Consider the following 19,652-nt stretch of genomic DNA (forward strand, 5'->3'; position numbering starts at 1 on the left):
TGTTTGAGAAGCTATTTCTGATTTATCCTTAATATATTGCCGTTGTTGTCGTAGATAAATTCGTAAATGATAGTGTTTGTGAGCTTGTTTTTGATTGTTTTTAGTTCGTTTTTGTCATCGTATTCGTAGATTAATGCTGGGGAGTTTCCTAGATCTACTATGGGTCCGGATTTTTTCACTTTGAAGTTAACTGTTTTTTGTAGCCCCTTGTATGGCCATCCATTTAAAATTATGAACGTAATGGTATGGTCACCTTCCGATAATGTGCTAATATTCACAGGGGTAAAGGTTACTTTTTCTTCAAAAGAAGTTTCCGATACTGTTTTCGTATCCTTTGGAGTGGATTCTTGATCAATGTAGTAAAAGCACGTAGAGAAACTATTATCTCTGCTTATAATAGAGATAGTTGGTTTAAACTCATTAACATACTTAGTAAAAAGTTCACCATTTTGAGGTGATATAGGAATTATCGCTAAGGCTGGATAAATAACCAATATAGGTTTTGATGTCCCAAATAGACAACCATCTCCTAGCTGTCCATAGTTATTATTTCCCCATGTCCACACTGTTCCATCTTCTCTTAGGGCTATACTGTGCTTCCATCCTCCTGCTACTTCTTTTATTTCACTTAAGCCTCTTACTTTCACCGGCACACTTCTATGTGTCATGGTTTCATCTCCTAGCTGACCTTCCCTATTGTCTCCCCATGTCCACACCGTTCCATCTTCTCTTAAGGCTATACAGTGCCCCCCTGCTCCCACTGCTATAGCCTTTACTTCACTTAAGTTTTTTACTCGTATAGGACTACTTCTATCTATTGTTGTTCCATCTCCTAGCTGTCCATTTCTATTATCTCCCCATGTCCATACTGTTCCGTCTTCCCTTAGGGCTATGCTATGGTTCATGCCTGCTGCTACTGCCTTTATTTCCCATAATCTCCTAACCTCCTGTGGAATACTTCTATTTACTGTGGTTCCATCACCCAACTGACCACCACTATTCTTTCCCCATGTCCATACTGTTCCATCTTCCTTTAGGGCTATGCTATGCCCCCATCCCGCTGCCACTGCCTTCACTTCACTTAATCTACTTAAATCCTCTGGAATACAGCTATCCCTTGTGGTTCCATTTCCCAGCTGTCCATAGCTATTAGATCCCCATGTACATACTTTTCCATCTTCCCTTAGGGCTATGCTATAGCCTCCTCCTGCTGCTACCGCCTTTACTTCTTCACTTATCCTTGCACTTTGCGGAGTATATCTGCCTATAGTGGTTCCGTCTCCTAGCTGACCATATATATTCCATCCCCATGCCCATACTGTTCCATCTTCTGTCAAGGCTAAGCTATGGAAAACTCCCCCTGCTACTGCTTTTACTCCATTTAGTATACTCTCCTCCACTGGAATACTTCTATTTATTGTGGTTCCATCTCCTAGCTGTCCATAACTATTGATTCCCCATGTATATACCGTTCCATCTTCCTTTACACCTAGGCTGTGACCCCATCCTCCTGCTACTGCTTTCACTCCACTTAAATCACTTACCTGCACTGGAGTACTTCTCTGTGTTCTTCTTCCATCCCCCAGTTGACCATACTCATTATCTCCCCATGCCCATACTATTCCATATTCCTTTAAGGCTATGCTATGATTTCTTCCTCCTGACACTGCTTTTACTCCATCTAGGCTGCTTACCTGCACCGGCACACCTCGATCCGTTGTGTTTTTATCTCCTAACTGGCCTTTATTATTTCTCCCCCATGTCCATACCGTTCCATCCTCCCTTAAGGCTATGCTGTGTCGTCCTCCTGCTGATACTGCTTTTACTCCACTTAAGTCACTTATCTGTACCGGAATACTTCTATCTATTGTGGTTCCATTTCCTAGCTGTCCGTCACTGTTATCTCCCCATGTCCATACTGTTTCATCCTCCCTTAAGGCTATGCTGTGATAATGTCCTGCTGATACTGCCTTTACTTCATTTAGGTCACTTACCTGTACCGGAATGCTTCTATCTGTTATGGTTCCATCTCCTAGCTGTCCGTCACTGTTATCTCCCCATGTCCATACTGTTCCATCTTCTTTTAAAGCTATACTGTGATTCATTCCTCCTACTACTGCTTTCACTCCACTTAGTCCACTTACCTTAGCTGGTATACTTCTATCGGTTGCGGCTCCATCCCCTAACTGACCGTCATTGTTATCTCCCCATGTCCATACTGTTCCATCTTCCTTTAGGGCTATGCTGTGGTTGTATCCTCCCGACACTGCTTTTACTCCACTCAGCCCCCTCACCTTTACTGGAATATATCTATTTGCTATGGTTCCATCCCCCAGCTGACCATCACTATTATTTCCCCATGTCCATACTGTTCCATCTTCTTTTAGGGCTATGCTGTGATTGCTTCCTGATGATACTGCTTTTACTCCACTTAGGTTTCTTACCTTTACCGGAGTCCCACTATTTTTTGTTGTTCCATCCCCTAGCTGACCGTAGCCATTATATCCCCATGTCCATACTATTCCTTTATCGTCAAGGGCTAAAGTATGATCATAATAGGCATGTACTTGAACAATTTCACCCATTTCCTCTGGAATATTCCCTAGTGAATCTTTCGATTTGATATTATTACCCTCATATGGGGATTGATCCAGGGACATTTGAGGAATTGTTTTCGACCCATTGTTAGTATCTATTCCTAATGAATCCTTCCACAGATCTCTATATATGGGATGATCAATAATTTCCATGATAATATTTGGTGGAATATTTTTAGGAATTTCATCTTCATATAGTTTGTGTCTTAGCTTCCTTGGAGGTGTGTTAACTATGTCCTTCCAATAATCTGGGTCTTGTTCTATAATTTTTTTTAGCTCTGGCATAAGCATTTCAAGCTCTTGCATTAAATTTTGTATCTGTATATCCCTGAATATATCAATAGTTCCTTTCCCCTGTTCTGTAATCACTTCTAAAGGATTACTTGAACTTAATACTTTTCCTGATTCATCCTTTGTGACTACTGAGAATAGGTATGCTGTGTTGGGGGATAAATCTTTAGCTATGTAATTAGTATCATGCACTGTATCCACCAAGGTATCCACCAAGGTATCTCCCATATATATATCATAAATTACTTCTCCATGGGGATTATCTACTTTATCCCATGTTAATTCTGCCGTTGTGTCTGTAGTTGCAGTAGTAACTAGATTTTGTAATGCTGAATTGTTTAGTATTACTTCTAGAGGATTACTTGCTTCCGATAGGTTATCCTTTGCATCCCTTGCTTTTACTGTGAAGATATATGATATATCTGGTGCTAATCCAATAACTTTGAAGTGGGTATCCCTTGCTTTACCGACTAGTTCTGTATTCTTATATATTTCGTATTCCTTTATTTCCACATCGGTCCTTGGCTTTTGCCATGATATATCCACTGTGTTATCAGTATTTATGGTGTATGTTAGGTTTTGAGGTACTTGTGATGCATTAGTTTCTTCTATTATATCGGTGGTAATTTCTACTGTATTACTTTTACTTATATTTTTACCTTCTACATCCTTTGCCTTTACGAAGTAGGAATATGTCATTTGTGGCTGTACCCCATTGTCCGTGTAGATTACGTCAGTAGTTATTCCCAGCTTTGTTTCGTTACGATATATTTCGTATTCTAATATATTAGCTTTATTTGTTGAGTTTACCCATGATAGTTCTACTGATTTATCTGTAATTTTTAATGCAACTAGATTTATTGTTTCTGGCTCTATTTCAGCCTCTATATCATCACCGGTTTCTAAATCAGTTAAGATGACTTCCACGGAATTACTTGCTCCGGATAAACTGCCTTCCTTATCCTTGGCTTTAACTGTAAATACATATGGTTTATCAGTAATTAATCCTTTTACTGTAAAGTGGGTATCCCCTGTTGTATAGACTAATTCTCCATCATCATATATTTCATATTCATTTATTTCATCATTATTGGCTTCGGTTTCTTTTTCCCAAGATAAGTCAACTGAATTGTCTTCATTTATCCTATATGCTAAGTTCTTCGGTGCAGTAGGGATTTTAGAATCCTCTATTGGCTTTGTAGTAACTTTAAGGGTATTACTCCTTGCAATATCCTTTCCTTCTGAGTCCTTTGCCCTTATCATATATGAGTATGTGGTTTCTGGTTGTACCTCACCGTCTGGATAGTTTAAATCAGTGGTTGTTTTAAGCTTTATTTCGTCACGGTATATTTCATACTGGGCTACATCGGATATATCCCCGTACTTATCCCATGATAGCTCTATAATTGTATCCGTAACCCTAGATGTGGTTAGATTTATTGACTTTGAAATATTTTCATTATTACTCTCTATTTCTTCATTGTCTGCATTTTGATCCTTTATATTTTCTTCATCTAGATTCTCATTATCTTCTGAATTAGTTATAGCTACTTCCACAGAATTGCTTAGCTCTGACTCATTACCAGCTCCATCCACTGCTTTTACAGCAAATGTATATGCTGTATCTGATATTACATCCCTCACTGTAAAGTGGGTATCCCCTGTTGTGTAGGCTAATTGTCCATGATTATATACTTCATATTCCTTTATCCCCTTATCATCCTTTGATTCTTCCCATGACAACTTTATTGAATTATCGCTACCTATGACATATGTTAAGTTTTGCGGTGCTGTAGGTGCCTTAGTATCCTCCATGGGCTCCGTAGTAACTTCTAGAGTATTACTGCCTCCAATATTATTCCCTTGTTCATCCTTTGCCTTTATCCTATAGGAATATGTGATTTCTGGGTCTACTTCATTGTCCGTGTAGTCTAAATCATCGGTTGCATCAAGCTTCACTTCATCACGGTATATTTCGTATTCTGCTATATCGACTTCCTCTGTAGCAGCTTTCCATGACAGTTCTATGCCCTTATCTGTTTTTGATATTAGTTTTAGTATAATGGATATTTCTTGATAGTCTGTGTGTACTTCCTCTGCATACACCCTAATATCTTGAGCTAAAAAGGGTGACCCAAGAACTATGCTTTGAAATATAAATACTACTGCAATAAAAATTGTTACTAGTTTCCTAAACCTATACATCTTCATCCTCCTTCGTGAAAATTCTTCAATTTTTTCATGATGATTTTATATTTTACCAAATTGTTATGTCATATTTTGTAATTTTTAGTTGTCGAATATTACTTTTTGATTTTTTTTATTATTTAGTAATTATTTTCATTTACTAAAAATAGATGTAAGTATAATGAAAATAGTATCGAGAAATAGCTCAATAAAAAAGTCAGTATCCCTCTTAAGGGCTATACTGACTTTTTTATCAAAGTAAAATTTATTTAAAAAAGAAAAAAGATGGCTAACGACAACCATCTTTCCTTCGTTACATTGTATAATGCAACTACTATGAACACCACATAATATAATAAATTTACAGAAAAAGAACAACAGGTAATCAACTTTAATCTGTATCACATAGAATCACCAGCCAATGCCTTAGATATTTTACCGAGGGAAAAAAGACTATAAGCCTAATGACTTACATACTTGAAACTCTAAGGTTTGGAATATTAACTACTACAGTGTCCTCACATGCCTTGATATCCATGGTTCTTGAAGCAACTATATCCACGCCAGTATTTAAAATGTTTTCTATTATAACATCTCCTACTTTGATGGGAGCTGAAATTTCTACCTCATTAATAACAGTCATGCACTCAAAAATCAATTCTTTTGGGACTGAGCCATGGGTTTTCACTGGAATTCGTGGTAATATTCCATTCTTGATTTTTACTGTAGTTGTTATTACTCTAGTTGGATTAATTAATTCTTTAATTCCATAATTCTGGCCTCTCTTACATTTGTTGCCCGTAACCCTATAACCTAATTCGCTACTTACATCCTTTTCTACAGTTAGACGACATCCCATTGGACAAACAATACAAACCATATTATTTTTTTCCATTATTATACCTCCTCAATGCAAACACATAATTCTTTGATTCCCTTCATAGGAACTCCATCGGCCTAAATTATCATACTAACATTTTTATAAACATTTCTAACCCTTACTTTATAGGGGACTATATGACTTATGCCTTTAACTATATAATAAATCTTTTTGTATATTCTGTGCCAGTTATCCCTTCCTTAAATTCATGAAGTCCAAAACCATTATGGATACACTGTTGTAAGATTACCCCTAATTCGCTATCCTATTCTTTCAACTACTTGTTCTTGTACTTCATAGTATTCAGAATTATTCTTTGTTTCGCTTGTTATTATCTTTGAATCCTTCTCACTTTTAACTACCTCGGATATATTAATTCCTAACTCCCTGGCGATAATCTCCATTACTCTAGGACCACAGAATCCACCTTGACATCTTCCCATACCAGGTCTAATCCTTCTCTTTACTCCATCCACTGTAGTGGCACCAGCTTTTCTGTGTATTACGTCTACTATCTCACCCTCGGTTATGTTTTCACATCTACAAATGATTCTTCCGTATCTTGAATCCTTTTTAATCATTTCAGCCTTTTCTTCATTATTTAGTTCTTCAAATCTAACAACTTCTCTTCTTATTGGATTAAAGTCTTCTTTTTTATTTAGCTTTCCTTCTATTCCCTTAAGTATCTCTACAACATACTCAGCTATTGCAGGTGAAGCTGATAACCCAGGGGATTTTATTCCTGCAACATTTATGAAACCCTTTGCTTCTTTAGATTCCCCAATTATGAAATCTCCACCCGTCGGTTCTGCCCTTAAACCAGAAAAAGAAGTTATTACCTGATTGAATGGAATTTTCTTACATGATCTTGCCGCAGAATTTCTTACAAAAGACATTCTGTCCTGGGTTGTTCCAATATCCTGCTTATCATCTATATCCTCTGAATCAGGCCCAACCAACACATTCCCATGAACAGTTGGAGTAATAAGTACTCCTTTACCCATTTTAGTAGGACATTGGAAAATTACTGAATTAACTAGCCCCCCTGCACTTTTATCTAAAAGATAATACTGCCCTTTTCTTGGTGTAATTTTAAAGGTTGGTGTTGATACCATATTATGAATTTTATCCGCATAAACACCAGCACAGTTTATTATATACCTAGCTTCAACTTCTCCCCTTGATGTGGATATCCTATAGCCGCCAAATATTTTTGTGATAACCTTTACCTCCGCATTAATATTTAATTCGACTCCATTTTCCATGGCATTTTCAGCAGCTGCGATTGCCAATTCCCAAGGATTAACTATACCAGCGGTAGGTGCATATAAAGCTCCAACTATTTCCTCACTTAAATTCGGTTCCTTTTCCCTAACCTTTTCACCATCAATTATTTCTAAATTAGGTATCCCTAATTTTTCGCCATTATCATAAAGTTCTTTAATAGTTTTCATCTCTTCTTCGTTAAAAGCTACAACTAAAGACCCTATTCTCTTAAATGGCACGTCCAATTCCTTACATAGCTTATCATACATAGGATTACCTAAAGCATTGAACTTCCCTTTATTGGTTCCGAATCCAGCATCATACCCTGAATGAACAATGGCACTATTGGCCTTTGTAGTACCATTCGATATATCATTATCCTTTTCTAAAACAACAATTTTCAAATCATATCTAGATAATTCTCTTGCAATTAATGTGCCAGATACACCGGCACCTATAATAGCTACATCATACATTTGCATCCCTCCCAGTTTACTTTCAGGTTGTTTTTTATAGTTGAATAAAGTTTAATCCAACGCAAAAAGCCACACTAAATCAACCTATCTCTCCATAGGCCCTTAGCATGGCTCTCCATATCTCAAGCTATAATTATTTATTTTATATTCAAATTATAACATACAATGGGTTATTTGGCAAATATTCGCTATAAAAATTTATTATTCTTCCAAAACCCTTGATCTATCAATGACCTTTTTAAAAACATCACATAATGCTGTAGTTCCCACAATCTCAAGTTGCTCTAATAAATATTAGATATTTTTACATACACCAGATATCTTCCTTACTTGTTGAGATTCCTATTGCTCCAGCCTTTAAGCTTTGAATTACATCATCCTTATCAATTATTAATCCACCGGTTATAATAGGAATCCTAGTTTCTTTATGAATATATTTTATGGCCTTTGGCATAGTCCCGGGCATTATTTCAACAGCATCGGGCTTAGTAGATCTTATGGAATTTATACCAGTATCCAATGATAGGGAATCAAGCATGAATAGCCTTTGAATAGTTAATAGCCCCATCTCCTTTGCATGTTTTATCAAGCTACTCTTTGTGGTTATTATGCCATCGGGCTTTATATATTCATTTATATATTTCAAGGAAACAACATCCCTTGAAAATCCATCCAATAAATCTATATGAATATATATACTCTTACCTGAATCCTTAACTTTTTTTACTATATCCTTAAGGTTAAAAATGCTTCCAGTTAAAAGAAAAATGATTTCACAGGGAGATTGTATTGCATTGTCCAATTTCCCAATGTCACTTACTGCTGCAATAATTGGATTTAAATATATATTATCAAAAAACTTATTTCCCAACTTAATTACCCCCCACTAAGAATGTCTACTAAAATTGTATCATGTCTTACTTGCAGATAAATAACCAATCATTAAATATTATAATATGTGGAAAGAATCGATTTTCTTAAATCAATTGCATTATAGCAGCCATTCTCCCTGTGACTCCATTGTCAGCTCTATAAGAAAATAGCAAATCACTATTACACTTAGTACAAATTTGACTTACAGTTATATTCTCACATGGTACACCTGCTTCTATTAAAGATAACCTATTGGCATACCATAAGTCTAATAAATATCTACCATTGCCCTTTAGTTTTGTAAAAGCAGATATGTTATCATAGCTTTCCTTAAATTGACCGATAACATAATCGTCTACTTCATAGCAACATTTGCCTATAGAAGGTCCTATTCCTACAATACAATCCCTAGGATCAGTTCCAAAGTCAGATACCATACGATTAATCACTTTTTGTCCAATTTTTTTAACCGTACCTCTCCAGCCTCCATGTGCCAAGGCAATAACCTTTCTCTTTTTATCTAGTATAAATATAGGAACGCAATCTGCATAAAGGGTAACTAATGCAATATCCTTCTTATCAGTTATTAATGCATCAATTTCACAGATGCCTCCATCATGTATAAGTCCATTACCCCTGTGCTTTTCATCCACAATTAAAATTTTATCCTTATGAACCTGGTCAGATATTACTATATTATTAATATCAATTCCTAAGGCTTTACATATCATCTCATAATTCTGAAAGATATGTTTTTTGTCATCCATAGTTTTTGTACCCAAATTTAATGAATCATAGGGCTTTTGGCTAACACCTCCAAGCCTTGATGTGAAACAATGCTTCACCAAGCCAACCTCATCAAAGGAAGGAATTTTAAAATAGACAACATTATTATTATCAAACTTAGAAAACTCCCATTTTCCCATAATTTTATCACCCTTATATGCTATCTATCCTTTTCATTTAATATTTTTTTCAGCTCTTCCATAAAGGTATTAATATCCCTAAACTGCCTATATACCGATGCAAATCTTACATATGCAACATCGTCTATATTTTTCAATTCATTCATAACTAATTCACCAATATACTCAGAGGGGACCTCTTTTTCCATACTATTATGAAGCTTTCTCTCCATATCATCAACTATTTTTTCAATTGACTGTATAGATACAGGCCTTTTTTCGCAGGCTCTAATCAAACCATTAATAACTTTATTTCTATTAAAGGATTGACGGTTACCGTCTTTTTTTACAATTACTATAGGTATTTCTTCAACTTTTTCATATGTAGTAAATCTTTTTTTACAGTTAAAACATTCTCTTCTTCTTCTTATTGCTTGTCCTTCATCGGTTGGCCGTGAATCAACTACTTTTGTTTCATAATGAGAACAATAGGGACAATTCATTGAAATAAACCTCCTTTTAATTTACTAAAATTATATAATATTTTAGAGGTTTAGTCTATTACAGATACCCAATATTAGGATATAAAATAAATTTTCAAGAAATAATTGATATAGATTTCCCAAAGTTAAACTTAATTTATACATCTCAAAATATCCGATGATTCTAGGGATTTTTGATGTGTATAAATTAACTGTTTAACTGGAATCTCTATACATACAACTCAGCTAAGTAAAAGTTATTCAATTCCCTTATAATATCATTTTTCTTCTTTGATATCATCTAAAAGAAAATTGATACTTTTATCTTCATTTTCTTCTTCACTATATTGAATAGAATCCTTTAATTCCACTAGTATTATATCCTGTCCCACCTTTACTATCCTTTTCCAGGGAATAATATAATCCTCTTCTCTACTAAATATTTTTAAAAACTTTCCTTCCTTGGGTATTACAATTGCCTCAATCCTATTTTTTTCTAAATTTATTTCAAAATCATATATGAATCCAATCCTCGTTCCATTCACTACATTTATAACTTCCTTCATCCTTAAATCCGATGTAGTTACCATCAAATCACCTCACCCGTAAAGTTTATATTATGGATATACACGTTAAGGGATTGAATATAAAGTATTGATTCATAAAATTAATATAGGGATTTTAGTATAGATTAAGATTTACTTGGAACTCTTCCTAATAAAATGATAGACATGCTTATCCATATATATAATAAATATTAATTTAATTCAATTATATTCATTATTTTTCATTACAGCTTTAAAGATAGAGGAAAATATAAGCAACAAAAAAGACTCTTTTGAAAAGAGTCTCAGATTGTTGACAAAGTCAACAAGATGGCAGGCTGCCTAAAAATCTGAAGTTCGAGGCGTGCTGAAACCAAGAAACTGCAGCGTATATAGACATACGTAAGGGTTCTTGATTTCAGCAACAACGAAGAAATTCGGGTTTTTAGGCAGCCTGAGACTCGTTTAAAAAGAGTCTTTAATATACTTTTGCATATGTTTTAGTGCAGTTTTTTCTAATCTTGAAACCTGGGCCTGGGATATTCCTATTTCTTCTGCTACTTCCATTTGAGTTTTTCCTTTAAAAAACCTAAGTGTCAATATAAGCTTTTCTCTGTCATTCAATCTTCTTAGCCCTTCCCTTAAAGCAATCCCCTCAATCCATGCTTCATCGGTACTTTTTTCATCACTTACCTGATCCATTACAAATATGGCATCTCCACTATCCTGATAGATGGGTTCAAATAATGAAATAGGATCTTGAATAGCATCTAAAGCAAACACTACATCTTCCTTTGCTAAATTCAATTCCTTGGAAATCTCCGCAATAGTTGGCTCCTTGGAATTTTTACTTATTAATTGATCTCTTACCTGTAGGGCCTTATAGGCCTTATCTCTTAAGGATCTACTGACCCTTATTGAATTATTGTCCCTTAGATATCTTCTGATTTCACCTATGATCATTGGAACTGCATAGGTCGAAAACTTTACATTTTGACTTAGATCAAAGTTATCAATTGCTTTTATTAGTCCAATACAACCTACCTGAAACAAATCATCAACATATTCTCCTCTATTGTTAAAGCGTTGAATAACACTTAATACAAGTCTTAAATTACCTCTAATAAATTTTTCTCGGGCTTCCATATCACCGTTATGTATTAGTGGAAATAACTCCCTCATTTCTTTGTTTTTTAATACAGGCAATTTTGCTGTATTAACTCCACATATCTCAACCTTATTATTATACATTCTGTCATGCCCTCCTATTTAAGAATTCCCCCTTTCACAAAAATTATTGCCGAAAAAATCTTATTTAATACTTATCATATTCTATATAGCAATGGTATATAATACCATGAAAATCACAAAGTATTTCAATAGCTGGGTTTAACAGATATTAATTTTTTTACTTTTACACAAAAAAATAAAAGCGGGTTTTATTTCCCGCTATATTAGGACTATGAAAAAATAAGCAAGTCATATTTGGAAGTAATTTTGATTATTTTTTTTGGCACTTTATCTTGATCATACTCACATATAAGGGATAAAGTAACGACGAAAATAATTAAAAGGAGGAATAATATGACTAGTTTATTTTTTGAATATTCATAACCCTAAATCATTCTATTTATTTCTTTTTTCAATCTAAATATTATTCTTTTTTCCAGTCTTGAGATATATGATTGGGATATTCCCAGCATATCTGCTACTTCTTTTTGTGTTCTCTCCTCTCCATTTGAGAGTCCAAATCTTAAATCCATTATCCGCTTTTCCCTTTGAGATAATTTTTTCAATGCAATTTTCAATAGTTCTCTATCTATCTCTTCTTCTAAATTTTTATAAATCAAATCATTTTCAGTTCCCAGTATATCCGATAATAAAAGTTCATTTCCATCCCAGTCAATATTAAGGGGCTCATCTATAGAAATCTCGGATTTTACTTTGCTATTTCTTCTTAAAAACATGAGAATTTCGTTTTCTATACATCTAGATGCATATGTAGCAAGCTTAATTTTCTTATTTGGATCAAAGGTATTAACCGCCTTTATCAATCCTATAGTTCCAATGGAGATTAAATCCTCTACTCCTATAGCTGTGTTTTCAAACTTTCTAGCTATGTAAACAACTAATCTAAGATTCCTCTCTATAAGTACACTTCTTACTGACTCATCGCCTTTTTGTAATTTGGATACAAAAGATAATTCTTCTTCTGAGCTCAGTGGAGGTGGAAGGGTTTCATTACCGCCTATGTAGTAGACCGTATCTTCAATAAAAATATTGATTTTCTTAATTAGTTTCATGAGCTTTAGTTTCATTTTCATTATTATTGAGTTAAAATAAGACATCTATATACCTCCCTATTTATATTAAAATGTCCGGATTGAGCAAGGCTTTGTAATCACCATTTCTGGATAAAGTGTTTGTACTTATAGCCACAATTATCTTATTGAGATTCATTACATCTCCATGAATTGTGAGCTTAACATTATCAGGCTTAAACCCTATCATCATTCCGTTTTCCATACCTAATGAAGTAAAAGGTATCACCCTAAATCTATGCATCCAATTAGAGCTTTGCAGTATTGGTGTGATTTTTTCAAGCTTTTTAAAATTATCATTTTGAAATATATCCTTAACCCCTTCAGGTAATAATTCTTCAATGGCACTATACTCCACAACTATCACTGGAAAGTTTGATAGGGGATCGGAAAGGGAATTTCCTGTATCAATCAAGGCATTTATCTCTTTTTCCTTATTATCAAACTGAATAATAATCTCTTTGTATAAATTTTCTTTATTTACCTTATTCTTAACATATCCAATACTTAATACAATTAATATATAAGCCAATGCCACTGAGTAAAACAATACCTTAAAGCTAAAATCACTGGTATAGAATATTCCATTACTTAATATTGAATTAAAATTAGTAAGATAAAATAGTGCAAAGGCTGTTCCCCCAAAGACAAAGGAAACTAAGTAAAAGATACTTAAATACTTAAAAAAATCTTTAAACCTATGGGGAGTAAAGGATATAACAATTATTAGCATGGATATAACTAATTTCATTGAAAACGAAAGTAAAAAATGTAGTGATGGAAAAAAAATAATAAAAGAGTAAAATGCTCCTAAACCTGCCCCTAAAAATAATTTAAAAAGCTTGCCCTGATACTTACAAAAATAACTTGTTATATGTAGGATTAAAAAATTCATTATAAAGTTTTCCAAAAACAAATATTCAGCATAAACCTCTAACATATCTTCACCTCTGTATACAAGGAGACAGTTCTACATATTATTAATTATTCAGTTTGTATATGATATATGTCTATTATACAAACTATTTCTTCAAAAATATGTCACTCCTTGAAGTCGAAATATATTTTTTATAATACAAAATTTTTATATAATGTAAGGGATATAAACCTCATGATTACAGTTTATTAGTATAAAAGTAGTATATTATATGGGGCGGCAAAATTGGATATTTTGTAAAATAATGTTTAAACCTTGCTATAATAAAAATTTAATTATAGAAATTTCAGTCAAAACTTTGATTTATACATGTATAAATTAAGATTGACCCTAAACTTTTCATATTATATAGTACCTTCCATTTCAATATATTTTTCTTTGAAAAATGGGATCAAAAAAAGAATCCTTCATATTAAAAGGATTCTTTTTAACCTAGTTGTATTGATCTATTTATTTAGAAACTTTTCAGCTTCGCTGACCAATTCATTTATAAGCTCTTTGACGGTTGTAATTTCATGCATTCTATAGGCATTGGTCCCTACAAAGACCAGCCCATTTTCCACATCGCCTTCAACTGAACCTATCAATGCATCGGATATACAATATGGAGTAGTTGCTGGATCACAGGTTTTTAAGCAATTATAGCATCTTTTTATCTTAATCCTATTTTTTTCTATGGACTCTACAAAGGCATTTCTAATGGCTCTTCCAGGCATTCCTACAGGACTTTTGATAATCTGGATATCCTCTTCATTTGCTGATATGTAGGCCTTCTTAAAATTAATGTGGGCATCACATTCCTTTGTAGCAACAAATCTTGTTGACATCTGAACTCCAGCTGCTCCTAACTTTAGAAAATCTGCCATATCCCTTCCACTATATATACCACCAGCAGCTATAACAGGGATTTCCTTTTTGTATTTCTCTGCAAAGGGCTTCACAGCTTCTATAACTTCCTTCACCAAATCCTTTAAATTAGGCATTTTAATAGAAGAAGCTAATTGTTCAGCGGAAAAACCTAGATGCCCTCCAGCCAGTGGCCCTTCCACTATAACAACATCTGGTACATATTTATACTTTCTGTCCCATATCTTAGCTATGATAGCAGCCGCCTTGCCCGAAGATACAACGGGAGCGATTTTTGTGTCTGAGCCTTTGATTAGCTCTGGCAAATTTTTAGGAAGTCCTGCACCAGAAACGATTATGTCAATTTTTTCTTTTACTGCTGTTTTAACCATGTCTTTATAGTTATTAACGGCAGATAACATATTTACTCCTAGAATACCCTTAGGACTTAACTTTTTGGCATTCCTAATTTCTTTTATAAGCCCTCTGATATTCGCCTCGGAATTATTGGTTTTAAAATCCTTCTCTCTAAAACCTATTTGAACCCCAGATATAACACCTATTCCTCCTTCGTTAGCTACTGCAGCAGCCAAACCAGAAAGGGAAACACCAATGCCCATACCACCTTGGATAATGGGAACCTTCGCAACTAAATTACCTATTTTTAAAGGGGGTATTTTCATAAATATTCTCTCCTCTTGGAAACATATTAATATTCAAATTATATGTTTTATTAGCTCATCTGTCAATAGTATAGGAATATTAAGAAAGTGTTATACCAATACTTTTCAAGATTTTTGATTATAATCCAAGTCTTAGAACAATATCCATAGTAGTATATACTTGAGGAAATTGCATAACTCTTACTTGGCACAATTGCATAATATATGTGGTATAGCTTTGAAGATTTTTAAACTACATGTAGTAGATGGTTTTTATAGAAAGTAATTATGCAATTTGCTCACTTATTTTAAATATCCTAAATCCGAAACATTATTTTCAAAAACAGAAGTCTCAATCGTAAATTCAGGCATTCCCATATAACCTGCCGCTATTTCATATTCATTGAAAACTATCACTAGCTTACCCTCTTCGTTTATATAAAAATTAGTATTATCATCTATTGTTTTAAATTCATCTATAAAATATCCCGCCTCTTCTTTTTCAATTGCTTCTTTCATTTTACTTATGATCCTATGGTTTATAACACTTACATAATCATAATTTTCATTAAACAAATCACTTATATTTAATAATTTGCTATTTTCAAGGTCTACATTATAAAAGTCAGCTGTTTCATATCCACTTGCACCGATTTCTGTTGTTACAACTTTAAAGGACAATAGATTTTCCTCTTGTTTAATTAAAGTATACCTCTGGCTTACACTTTCTGGCATAGCCGTCAAAAATCCTGCTTTATCTGAGGCTTCCTTTATATTTTCAGCATTTTTAATGGCCCTATCATAAACTGCGATACCACGTTTTTTTAAAGTGCTATTTATTTCTTCCTGGGCTTTTTCCCCTTCAAGCCCTTGAATAGAAGGTATTTCTATATTTATTTTACTATATTCATTTTCTGTTACTATTTTATTAACCGTTACTAATTTTACAATACTGCCCACAACTGGAACATCTAGTAAACTCGTTGCAAATGCAGTATTTATATTAACTGCTCCTATAAAGACACCACATATGCAAGCCGCCACCGAAAGACTTCCTACAATTGTTTTTTTGAATCTATTCTTTTTATTCATTGTTTTCTCCTTAAATTTATTTTTTATGTTATTCAAATTATCATCCGTAAGCTCTGGAAGTTCCTTTGCTAGCATGTCAAGATTTTCTTGGTCAAGCTCTGACATAAGGCTATTATATTTTTTCATAATTATCCTCCAATTTTATAGTTTAATTTGAGTAAGCAAGGATTTTTTACTATAGTAAAGCTTATTGCTTACTTCCTTAACAGTAATATTTAATTTATCAGCAATCTCCCTAGGCTTTAACTGATAAAAATATCTAAGTATAAAAATTTCACTATCCAATTGTTTAAGGTTCTTAGCAAACTCATAGATTTGATTAATAATCTGTTTGTTTACCAACATTTCTTCTATATCATCAGTTTCTATCTTTAGTTCATCATCATAGGATAGGGTTATGGTCTTATTTATTTTTCTCAGTCTATCTATCGCTTTACTTTTAGTTATAAGACATAGATAGGTTTTAATGCTTCCTCTATTTTGATCATATTTTTCAGGATGTTCCCATAGATATGCAAAGCTTTCCGCTATACAATCCTCAATGTCTTCCTTACTTCCAACATCTTTAAGTACACCAGAAGCAACAACCCAAAGCAGTCTACTATATTCATTAATCAAAATTTCATAGGTCCTAGGATCATGATTTCGTATCTTCTGTTTCAATTCTTCATCTAACATCTAGTGGATTACCTCCCAATCGTATATTGATTATAATCGATTACACAAAATAATACGAACAAAAAAGCATTTTGACTTAAAATAAAATTGTCATTATATTATAGAAGAAACAAAAATGCAAAAATATAAAGGCCAAGTAGAAATATAAACCTTATTATTACCCTATAGTAAAGTTTATAGTTTTACCTGACCTAATTGACAATATTTTAGATGATACCCTATAGATTCTTTCAATTAATTAATTCTAATTATCTCTGATTGATCTAGGGCTGTTAATTTCTGATCAAAATCAATCCCCTCATCAAAACTACCTATATTTTTAATAATACTGGAAAGTTCCTCATTTATCTTTTTTATGATATTTTTATCTATATCTATATCCTGCATAATGAACAAACTAGTATCACTCCTGTATTTAGATAATTCTTGTTTAATAATTTCCAAATCCGATGTCGCTACATTCATATCATAGATTTCACTTTTACTTTTACTTCTATTGGTTCCAATTAATAAGGTATAGTGGATACTATTATTCCCCGTTATATCTTTATTCCTCCATACATACAATTCTAAACCTTTCATTAGGGATTTCTTACCTTCTAAGATATCCTTAAGTAAGACTATATCGTCACCCAGTCTCGATAAATCACCATACTCTTCTTCAAACGAAGTCCTAGGAAAGCTGAATGTAGTATTATATTTTGATTCATCCAGTTTTCCCTTTGATTGAGAATTACGAAATGCAAAGGTAACTTTATCTACATTATCAATCATACAAAATGCTATTAATGCATTTATTCTTGAATTTGTCTCGATACTAGAATTTGATTTGGTTATTGGCCATTCACCAATAAATTCATCATCCTTTGCTGCTTCATAATATATTGTGAGGGAGTATGGTTTTTTACTAGTTTCCATGGATGTATACTGTTGTTTAAAATAATTATCCGGTACTGGTAAATTAGCAGCAATATGACCTACCTTACTATTATCACCTACATAGGCCGTTCTATATTTAGAAATTTCAGATAAGTTATATGCATCCCCAGTTAAATTAGAGGATTCTTCTATTTTATTATCTAACGCCCCTCCTAAATACAATGCTCCAAATATAAATACCCCTATCAAAATAGCAGAAAATATCATAATCATTTTTGACTTTCTATCATGCTTCATAATCGCTATCAACCTTTCCCTTAAGCTCTTTTTTTCCTCACACATTGTTGCCTGTAATACCCCAATTGGATACTTGGCCTCCTCTGCAAAGGATATTAATGTATCCCCATAAGCTTGCTTTTCCTCTGTACTAAAGTTTCTAATGACTGCTTCATCGCAGGCTAACTCACAGGAATCGCTAATTTCTTTTCTAATAAAATACATAATTGGATTGAACCAATGGATTGATGTTGCAAGCATTGTCAACCACTTCACCAAAATATCATGATGCTTTAGATGGGTAAGCTCATGTAGTAGGATGTTTTTAAGCTGAACTTCATCAAAGTCATCATCTGGAATAATAATGCAGGGTCTTAGTATCCCCAGTGCCATGGGAGTACTTATAAAACCATTGCGTAATAACCTCACATTCTTACTTCCATTTAATAATTTAGATAGTATGTTTATTTCCATATTTCTTGCCGGTTTATATCTCCCTTTCAACTGCCCTATAAAACGAATATATCCAGTAATATTAATTGTAAAAACGATTAATGCTCCTAGTAACCAAATATACATAGCATACTCAACAAATAAATCCTTAAGGTTAATGTTTATCCCTTGTCCCACTATTTTTTCCACCCTTTGATTTATTGATGAAGGAGGATTTAATGAACCTTTACCTATATTCTCTATTGCTTTAATATTGGTTTCTTCCCCATTATGTATATTGGTCAAATGATTATCACTATAAAAAACTCTGTCCATTATGCTATCCTGAAATGAAAAAGGTACAATAAGTCTAAGTAGTACTATAATCCATATATAATATTGTACAGACTTTGATAGTCTATGTTTTATCATTGGTTTAATTCCAAATAATATTATTGCCAAAATACTAGCTGATAATGAAAGAGACAATATTAGCTTAATCCCATCATTCATCCCTCTTATCACCTACCTTAAATAGGCTTCGTAATTCCTGAATATCTTTTTTATTTAGTTTTTTACTTCCTAAAAGAGATGCCACTAGATTTTTAGCACTCCCGGAATATACACGATCAATTAAACTTTGAGTAGAATATTCATTATATTCATTTTCACTAACCAAAGCCTTATAGTAATATACTTCTTTTTTGGTTGCCGAAACAACTCTTTTTTTGCACAACCTTCTAAGTAGTGTCTTTATAGTAGATGTTTCCCAATCACTTCTTTTCTCTAGTGCTATTCTAATAGCTGACAAAGGAAGTTCATCTTCTGCTTCCCATAGTATACGCATAACTTCTACTTCAGAATCAGTAATTCTAGAAATTAAATTACTCATACCTATCCTCCCTCCAGGTTACAGATGTAACCTCATATAATAGTTTACATCTGTAACCTGATAATGTCAATATAAATTATTGCATATTTATAGGGCCATACCAAGCTAGTGAAAATCAATAGTATTTACTAGCTG

General features: G+C 33.3%; 15 protein-coding genes. All 15 read right to left on the reverse strand.

The window, feature by feature from the left end; translation table 11 throughout:
- Positions 1–11: 11 nt before the first annotated feature.
- Positions 12–5,093: a hypothetical protein gene (locus N4A68_12415; GenBank protein ID MCT4565099.1), complete on the reverse strand. Its 5,082-nt coding sequence runs from the start codon at positions 5,091–5,093 to the stop codon at positions 12–14.
- A gap of 451 nt (positions 5,094–5,544) precedes the next feature.
- Positions 5,545–5,970, reverse strand: coding sequence for a DUF1667 domain-containing protein (locus N4A68_12420; GenBank protein ID MCT4565100.1), 426 nt, complete (start codon positions 5,968–5,970; stop codon positions 5,545–5,547).
- A 245-nt stretch (positions 5,971–6,215) separates the two neighbouring features.
- Positions 6,216–7,697: an NAD(P)/FAD-dependent oxidoreductase gene (locus N4A68_12425; protein ID MCT4565101.1), complete on the reverse strand. Its 1,482-nt coding sequence runs from the start codon at positions 7,695–7,697 to the stop codon at positions 6,216–6,218.
- 304 nt (positions 7,698–8,001) lie between these two features.
- On the reverse strand, positions 8,002–8,568 hold the full coding sequence (locus tag N4A68_12430; GenBank protein MCT4565102.1) for a glycerol-3-phosphate responsive antiterminator: 567 nt from the start codon (positions 8,566–8,568) through the stop codon (positions 8,002–8,004).
- Between the two features lie 106 nt (positions 8,569–8,674).
- Complete coding sequence (pgeF, locus tag N4A68_12435; protein ID MCT4565103.1) at positions 8,675–9,496, reverse strand: peptidoglycan editing factor PgeF; 822 nt, start codon at positions 9,494–9,496, stop codon at positions 8,675–8,677.
- A gap of 20 nt (positions 9,497–9,516) precedes the next feature.
- Positions 9,517–9,978: a transcriptional regulator NrdR gene (gene nrdR, locus N4A68_12440; protein ID MCT4565104.1), complete on the reverse strand. Its 462-nt coding sequence runs from the start codon at positions 9,976–9,978 to the stop codon at positions 9,517–9,519.
- 257 nt (positions 9,979–10,235) lie between these two features.
- Positions 10,236–10,547 carry a YlmC/YmxH family sporulation protein gene (locus N4A68_12445; protein ID MCT4565105.1) on the reverse strand — a complete coding sequence of 104 codons (312 nt, stop codon included), beginning with the start codon at positions 10,545–10,547 and terminating at the stop codon, positions 10,236–10,238.
- 420 nt (positions 10,548–10,967) lie between these two features.
- The gene (gene sigG, locus N4A68_12450) at positions 10,968–11,753 is read right to left on the reverse strand and encodes an RNA polymerase sporulation sigma factor SigG (protein ID MCT4565106.1); all 786 of its coding nucleotides are present in this window, start codon (positions 11,751–11,753) and stop codon (positions 10,968–10,970) included.
- 365 nt (positions 11,754–12,118) lie between these two features.
- On the reverse strand, positions 12,119–12,850 hold the full coding sequence (gene sigE, locus N4A68_12455; GenBank protein MCT4565107.1) for an RNA polymerase sporulation sigma factor SigE: 732 nt from the start codon (positions 12,848–12,850) through the stop codon (positions 12,119–12,121).
- 16 nt (positions 12,851–12,866) lie between these two features.
- Entirely contained in the window at positions 12,867–13,763 is an 897-nt protein-coding gene (spoIIGA, locus tag N4A68_12460) for a sigma-E processing peptidase SpoIIGA (protein MCT4565108.1), read from the reverse strand.
- Positions 13,764–14,206: 443 nt separating this feature from the next.
- The gene (locus tag N4A68_12465) at positions 14,207–15,289 is read right to left on the reverse strand and encodes a nitronate monooxygenase family protein (GenBank protein MCT4565109.1); all 1,083 of its coding nucleotides are present in this window, start codon (positions 15,287–15,289) and stop codon (positions 14,207–14,209) included.
- Between the two features lie 282 nt (positions 15,290–15,571).
- The gene (locus N4A68_12470; GenBank protein ID MCT4565110.1) at positions 15,572–16,486 is read right to left on the reverse strand and encodes an anti-sigma-V factor rsiV; all 915 of its coding nucleotides are present in this window, start codon (positions 16,484–16,486) and stop codon (positions 15,572–15,574) included.
- Between the two features lie 15 nt (positions 16,487–16,501).
- On the reverse strand, positions 16,502–17,038 hold the full coding sequence (locus tag N4A68_12475; GenBank protein MCT4565111.1) for a sigma-70 family RNA polymerase sigma factor: 537 nt from the start codon (positions 17,036–17,038) through the stop codon (positions 16,502–16,504).
- Positions 17,039–17,272: 234 nt separating this feature from the next.
- Positions 17,273–19,138 (reverse strand): M56 family metallopeptidase, encoded by a 1,866-nt coding sequence (locus N4A68_12480; GenBank protein MCT4565112.1) that lies wholly within the window; start codon positions 19,136–19,138, stop codon positions 17,273–17,275.
- Positions 19,131–19,517 (reverse strand): BlaI/MecI/CopY family transcriptional regulator, encoded by a 387-nt coding sequence (locus tag N4A68_12485; protein ID MCT4565113.1) that lies wholly within the window; start codon positions 19,515–19,517, stop codon positions 19,131–19,133. Before N4A68_12485 ends, N4A68_12480 begins: the two co-directional genes overlap by 8 nt.
- Between the last annotated feature and the right edge of the window lie 135 nt (positions 19,518–19,652).

It is taken from the genome of Maledivibacter sp. (genome assembly GCA_025210375.1).
In the GTDB taxonomy this organism is placed as follows: domain Bacteria; phylum Bacillota; class Clostridia; order Peptostreptococcales; family Caminicellaceae; genus JAOASB01.

Excerpts from the sequence above, each read along its gene's own strand:
- N4A68_12415 (MCT4565099.1), bottom strand. The coding sequence starts at position 5,093 with ATGTATAGGTTTAGGAAACTAGTAACAATTTTTATTGCAGTAGTATTT.
- N4A68_12420 (MCT4565100.1), bottom strand. The coding sequence starts at position 5,970 with ATGGAAAAAAATAATATGGTTTGTATTGTTTGTCCAATGGGATGTCGT.
- N4A68_12425 (MCT4565101.1), bottom strand. The coding sequence starts at position 7,697 with ATGTATGATGTAGCTATTATAGGTGCCGGTGTATCTGGCACATTAATT.
- pgeF (MCT4565103.1), bottom strand. The coding sequence starts at position 9,496 with ATGGGAAAATGGGAGTTTTCTAAGTTTGATAATAATAATGTTGTCTAT.
- nrdR (MCT4565104.1), bottom strand. The coding sequence starts at position 9,978 with ATGAATTGTCCCTATTGTTCTCATTATGAAACAAAAGTAGTTGATTCA.
- N4A68_12445 (MCT4565105.1), bottom strand. The coding sequence starts at position 10,547 with ATGGTAACTACATCGGATTTAAGGATGAAGGAAGTTATAAATGTAGTG.
- sigG (MCT4565106.1), bottom strand. The coding sequence starts at position 11,753 with ATGTATAATAATAAGGTTGAGATATGTGGAGTTAATACAGCAAAATTG.
- sigE (MCT4565107.1), bottom strand. The coding sequence starts at position 12,850 with ATGTCTTATTTTAACTCAATAATAATGAAAATGAAACTAAAGCTCATG.
- spoIIGA (MCT4565108.1), bottom strand. The coding sequence starts at position 13,763 with ATGTTAGAGGTTTATGCTGAATATTTGTTTTTGGAAAACTTTATAATG.
- N4A68_12465 (MCT4565109.1), bottom strand. The coding sequence starts at position 15,289 with ATGAAAATACCCCCTTTAAAAATAGGTAATTTAGTTGCGAAGGTTCCC.
- N4A68_12470 (MCT4565110.1), bottom strand. The coding sequence starts at position 16,486 with ATGAAAAAATATAATAGCCTTATGTCAGAGCTTGACCAAGAAAATCTT.
- N4A68_12475 (MCT4565111.1), bottom strand. The coding sequence starts at position 17,038 with ATGTTAGATGAAGAATTGAAACAGAAGATACGAAATCATGATCCTAGG.
- N4A68_12480 (MCT4565112.1), bottom strand. The coding sequence starts at position 19,138 with ATGAATGATGGGATTAAGCTAATATTGTCTCTTTCATTATCAGCTAGT.
- N4A68_12485 (MCT4565113.1), bottom strand. The coding sequence starts at position 19,517 with ATGAGTAATTTAATTTCTAGAATTACTGATTCTGAAGTAGAAGTTATG.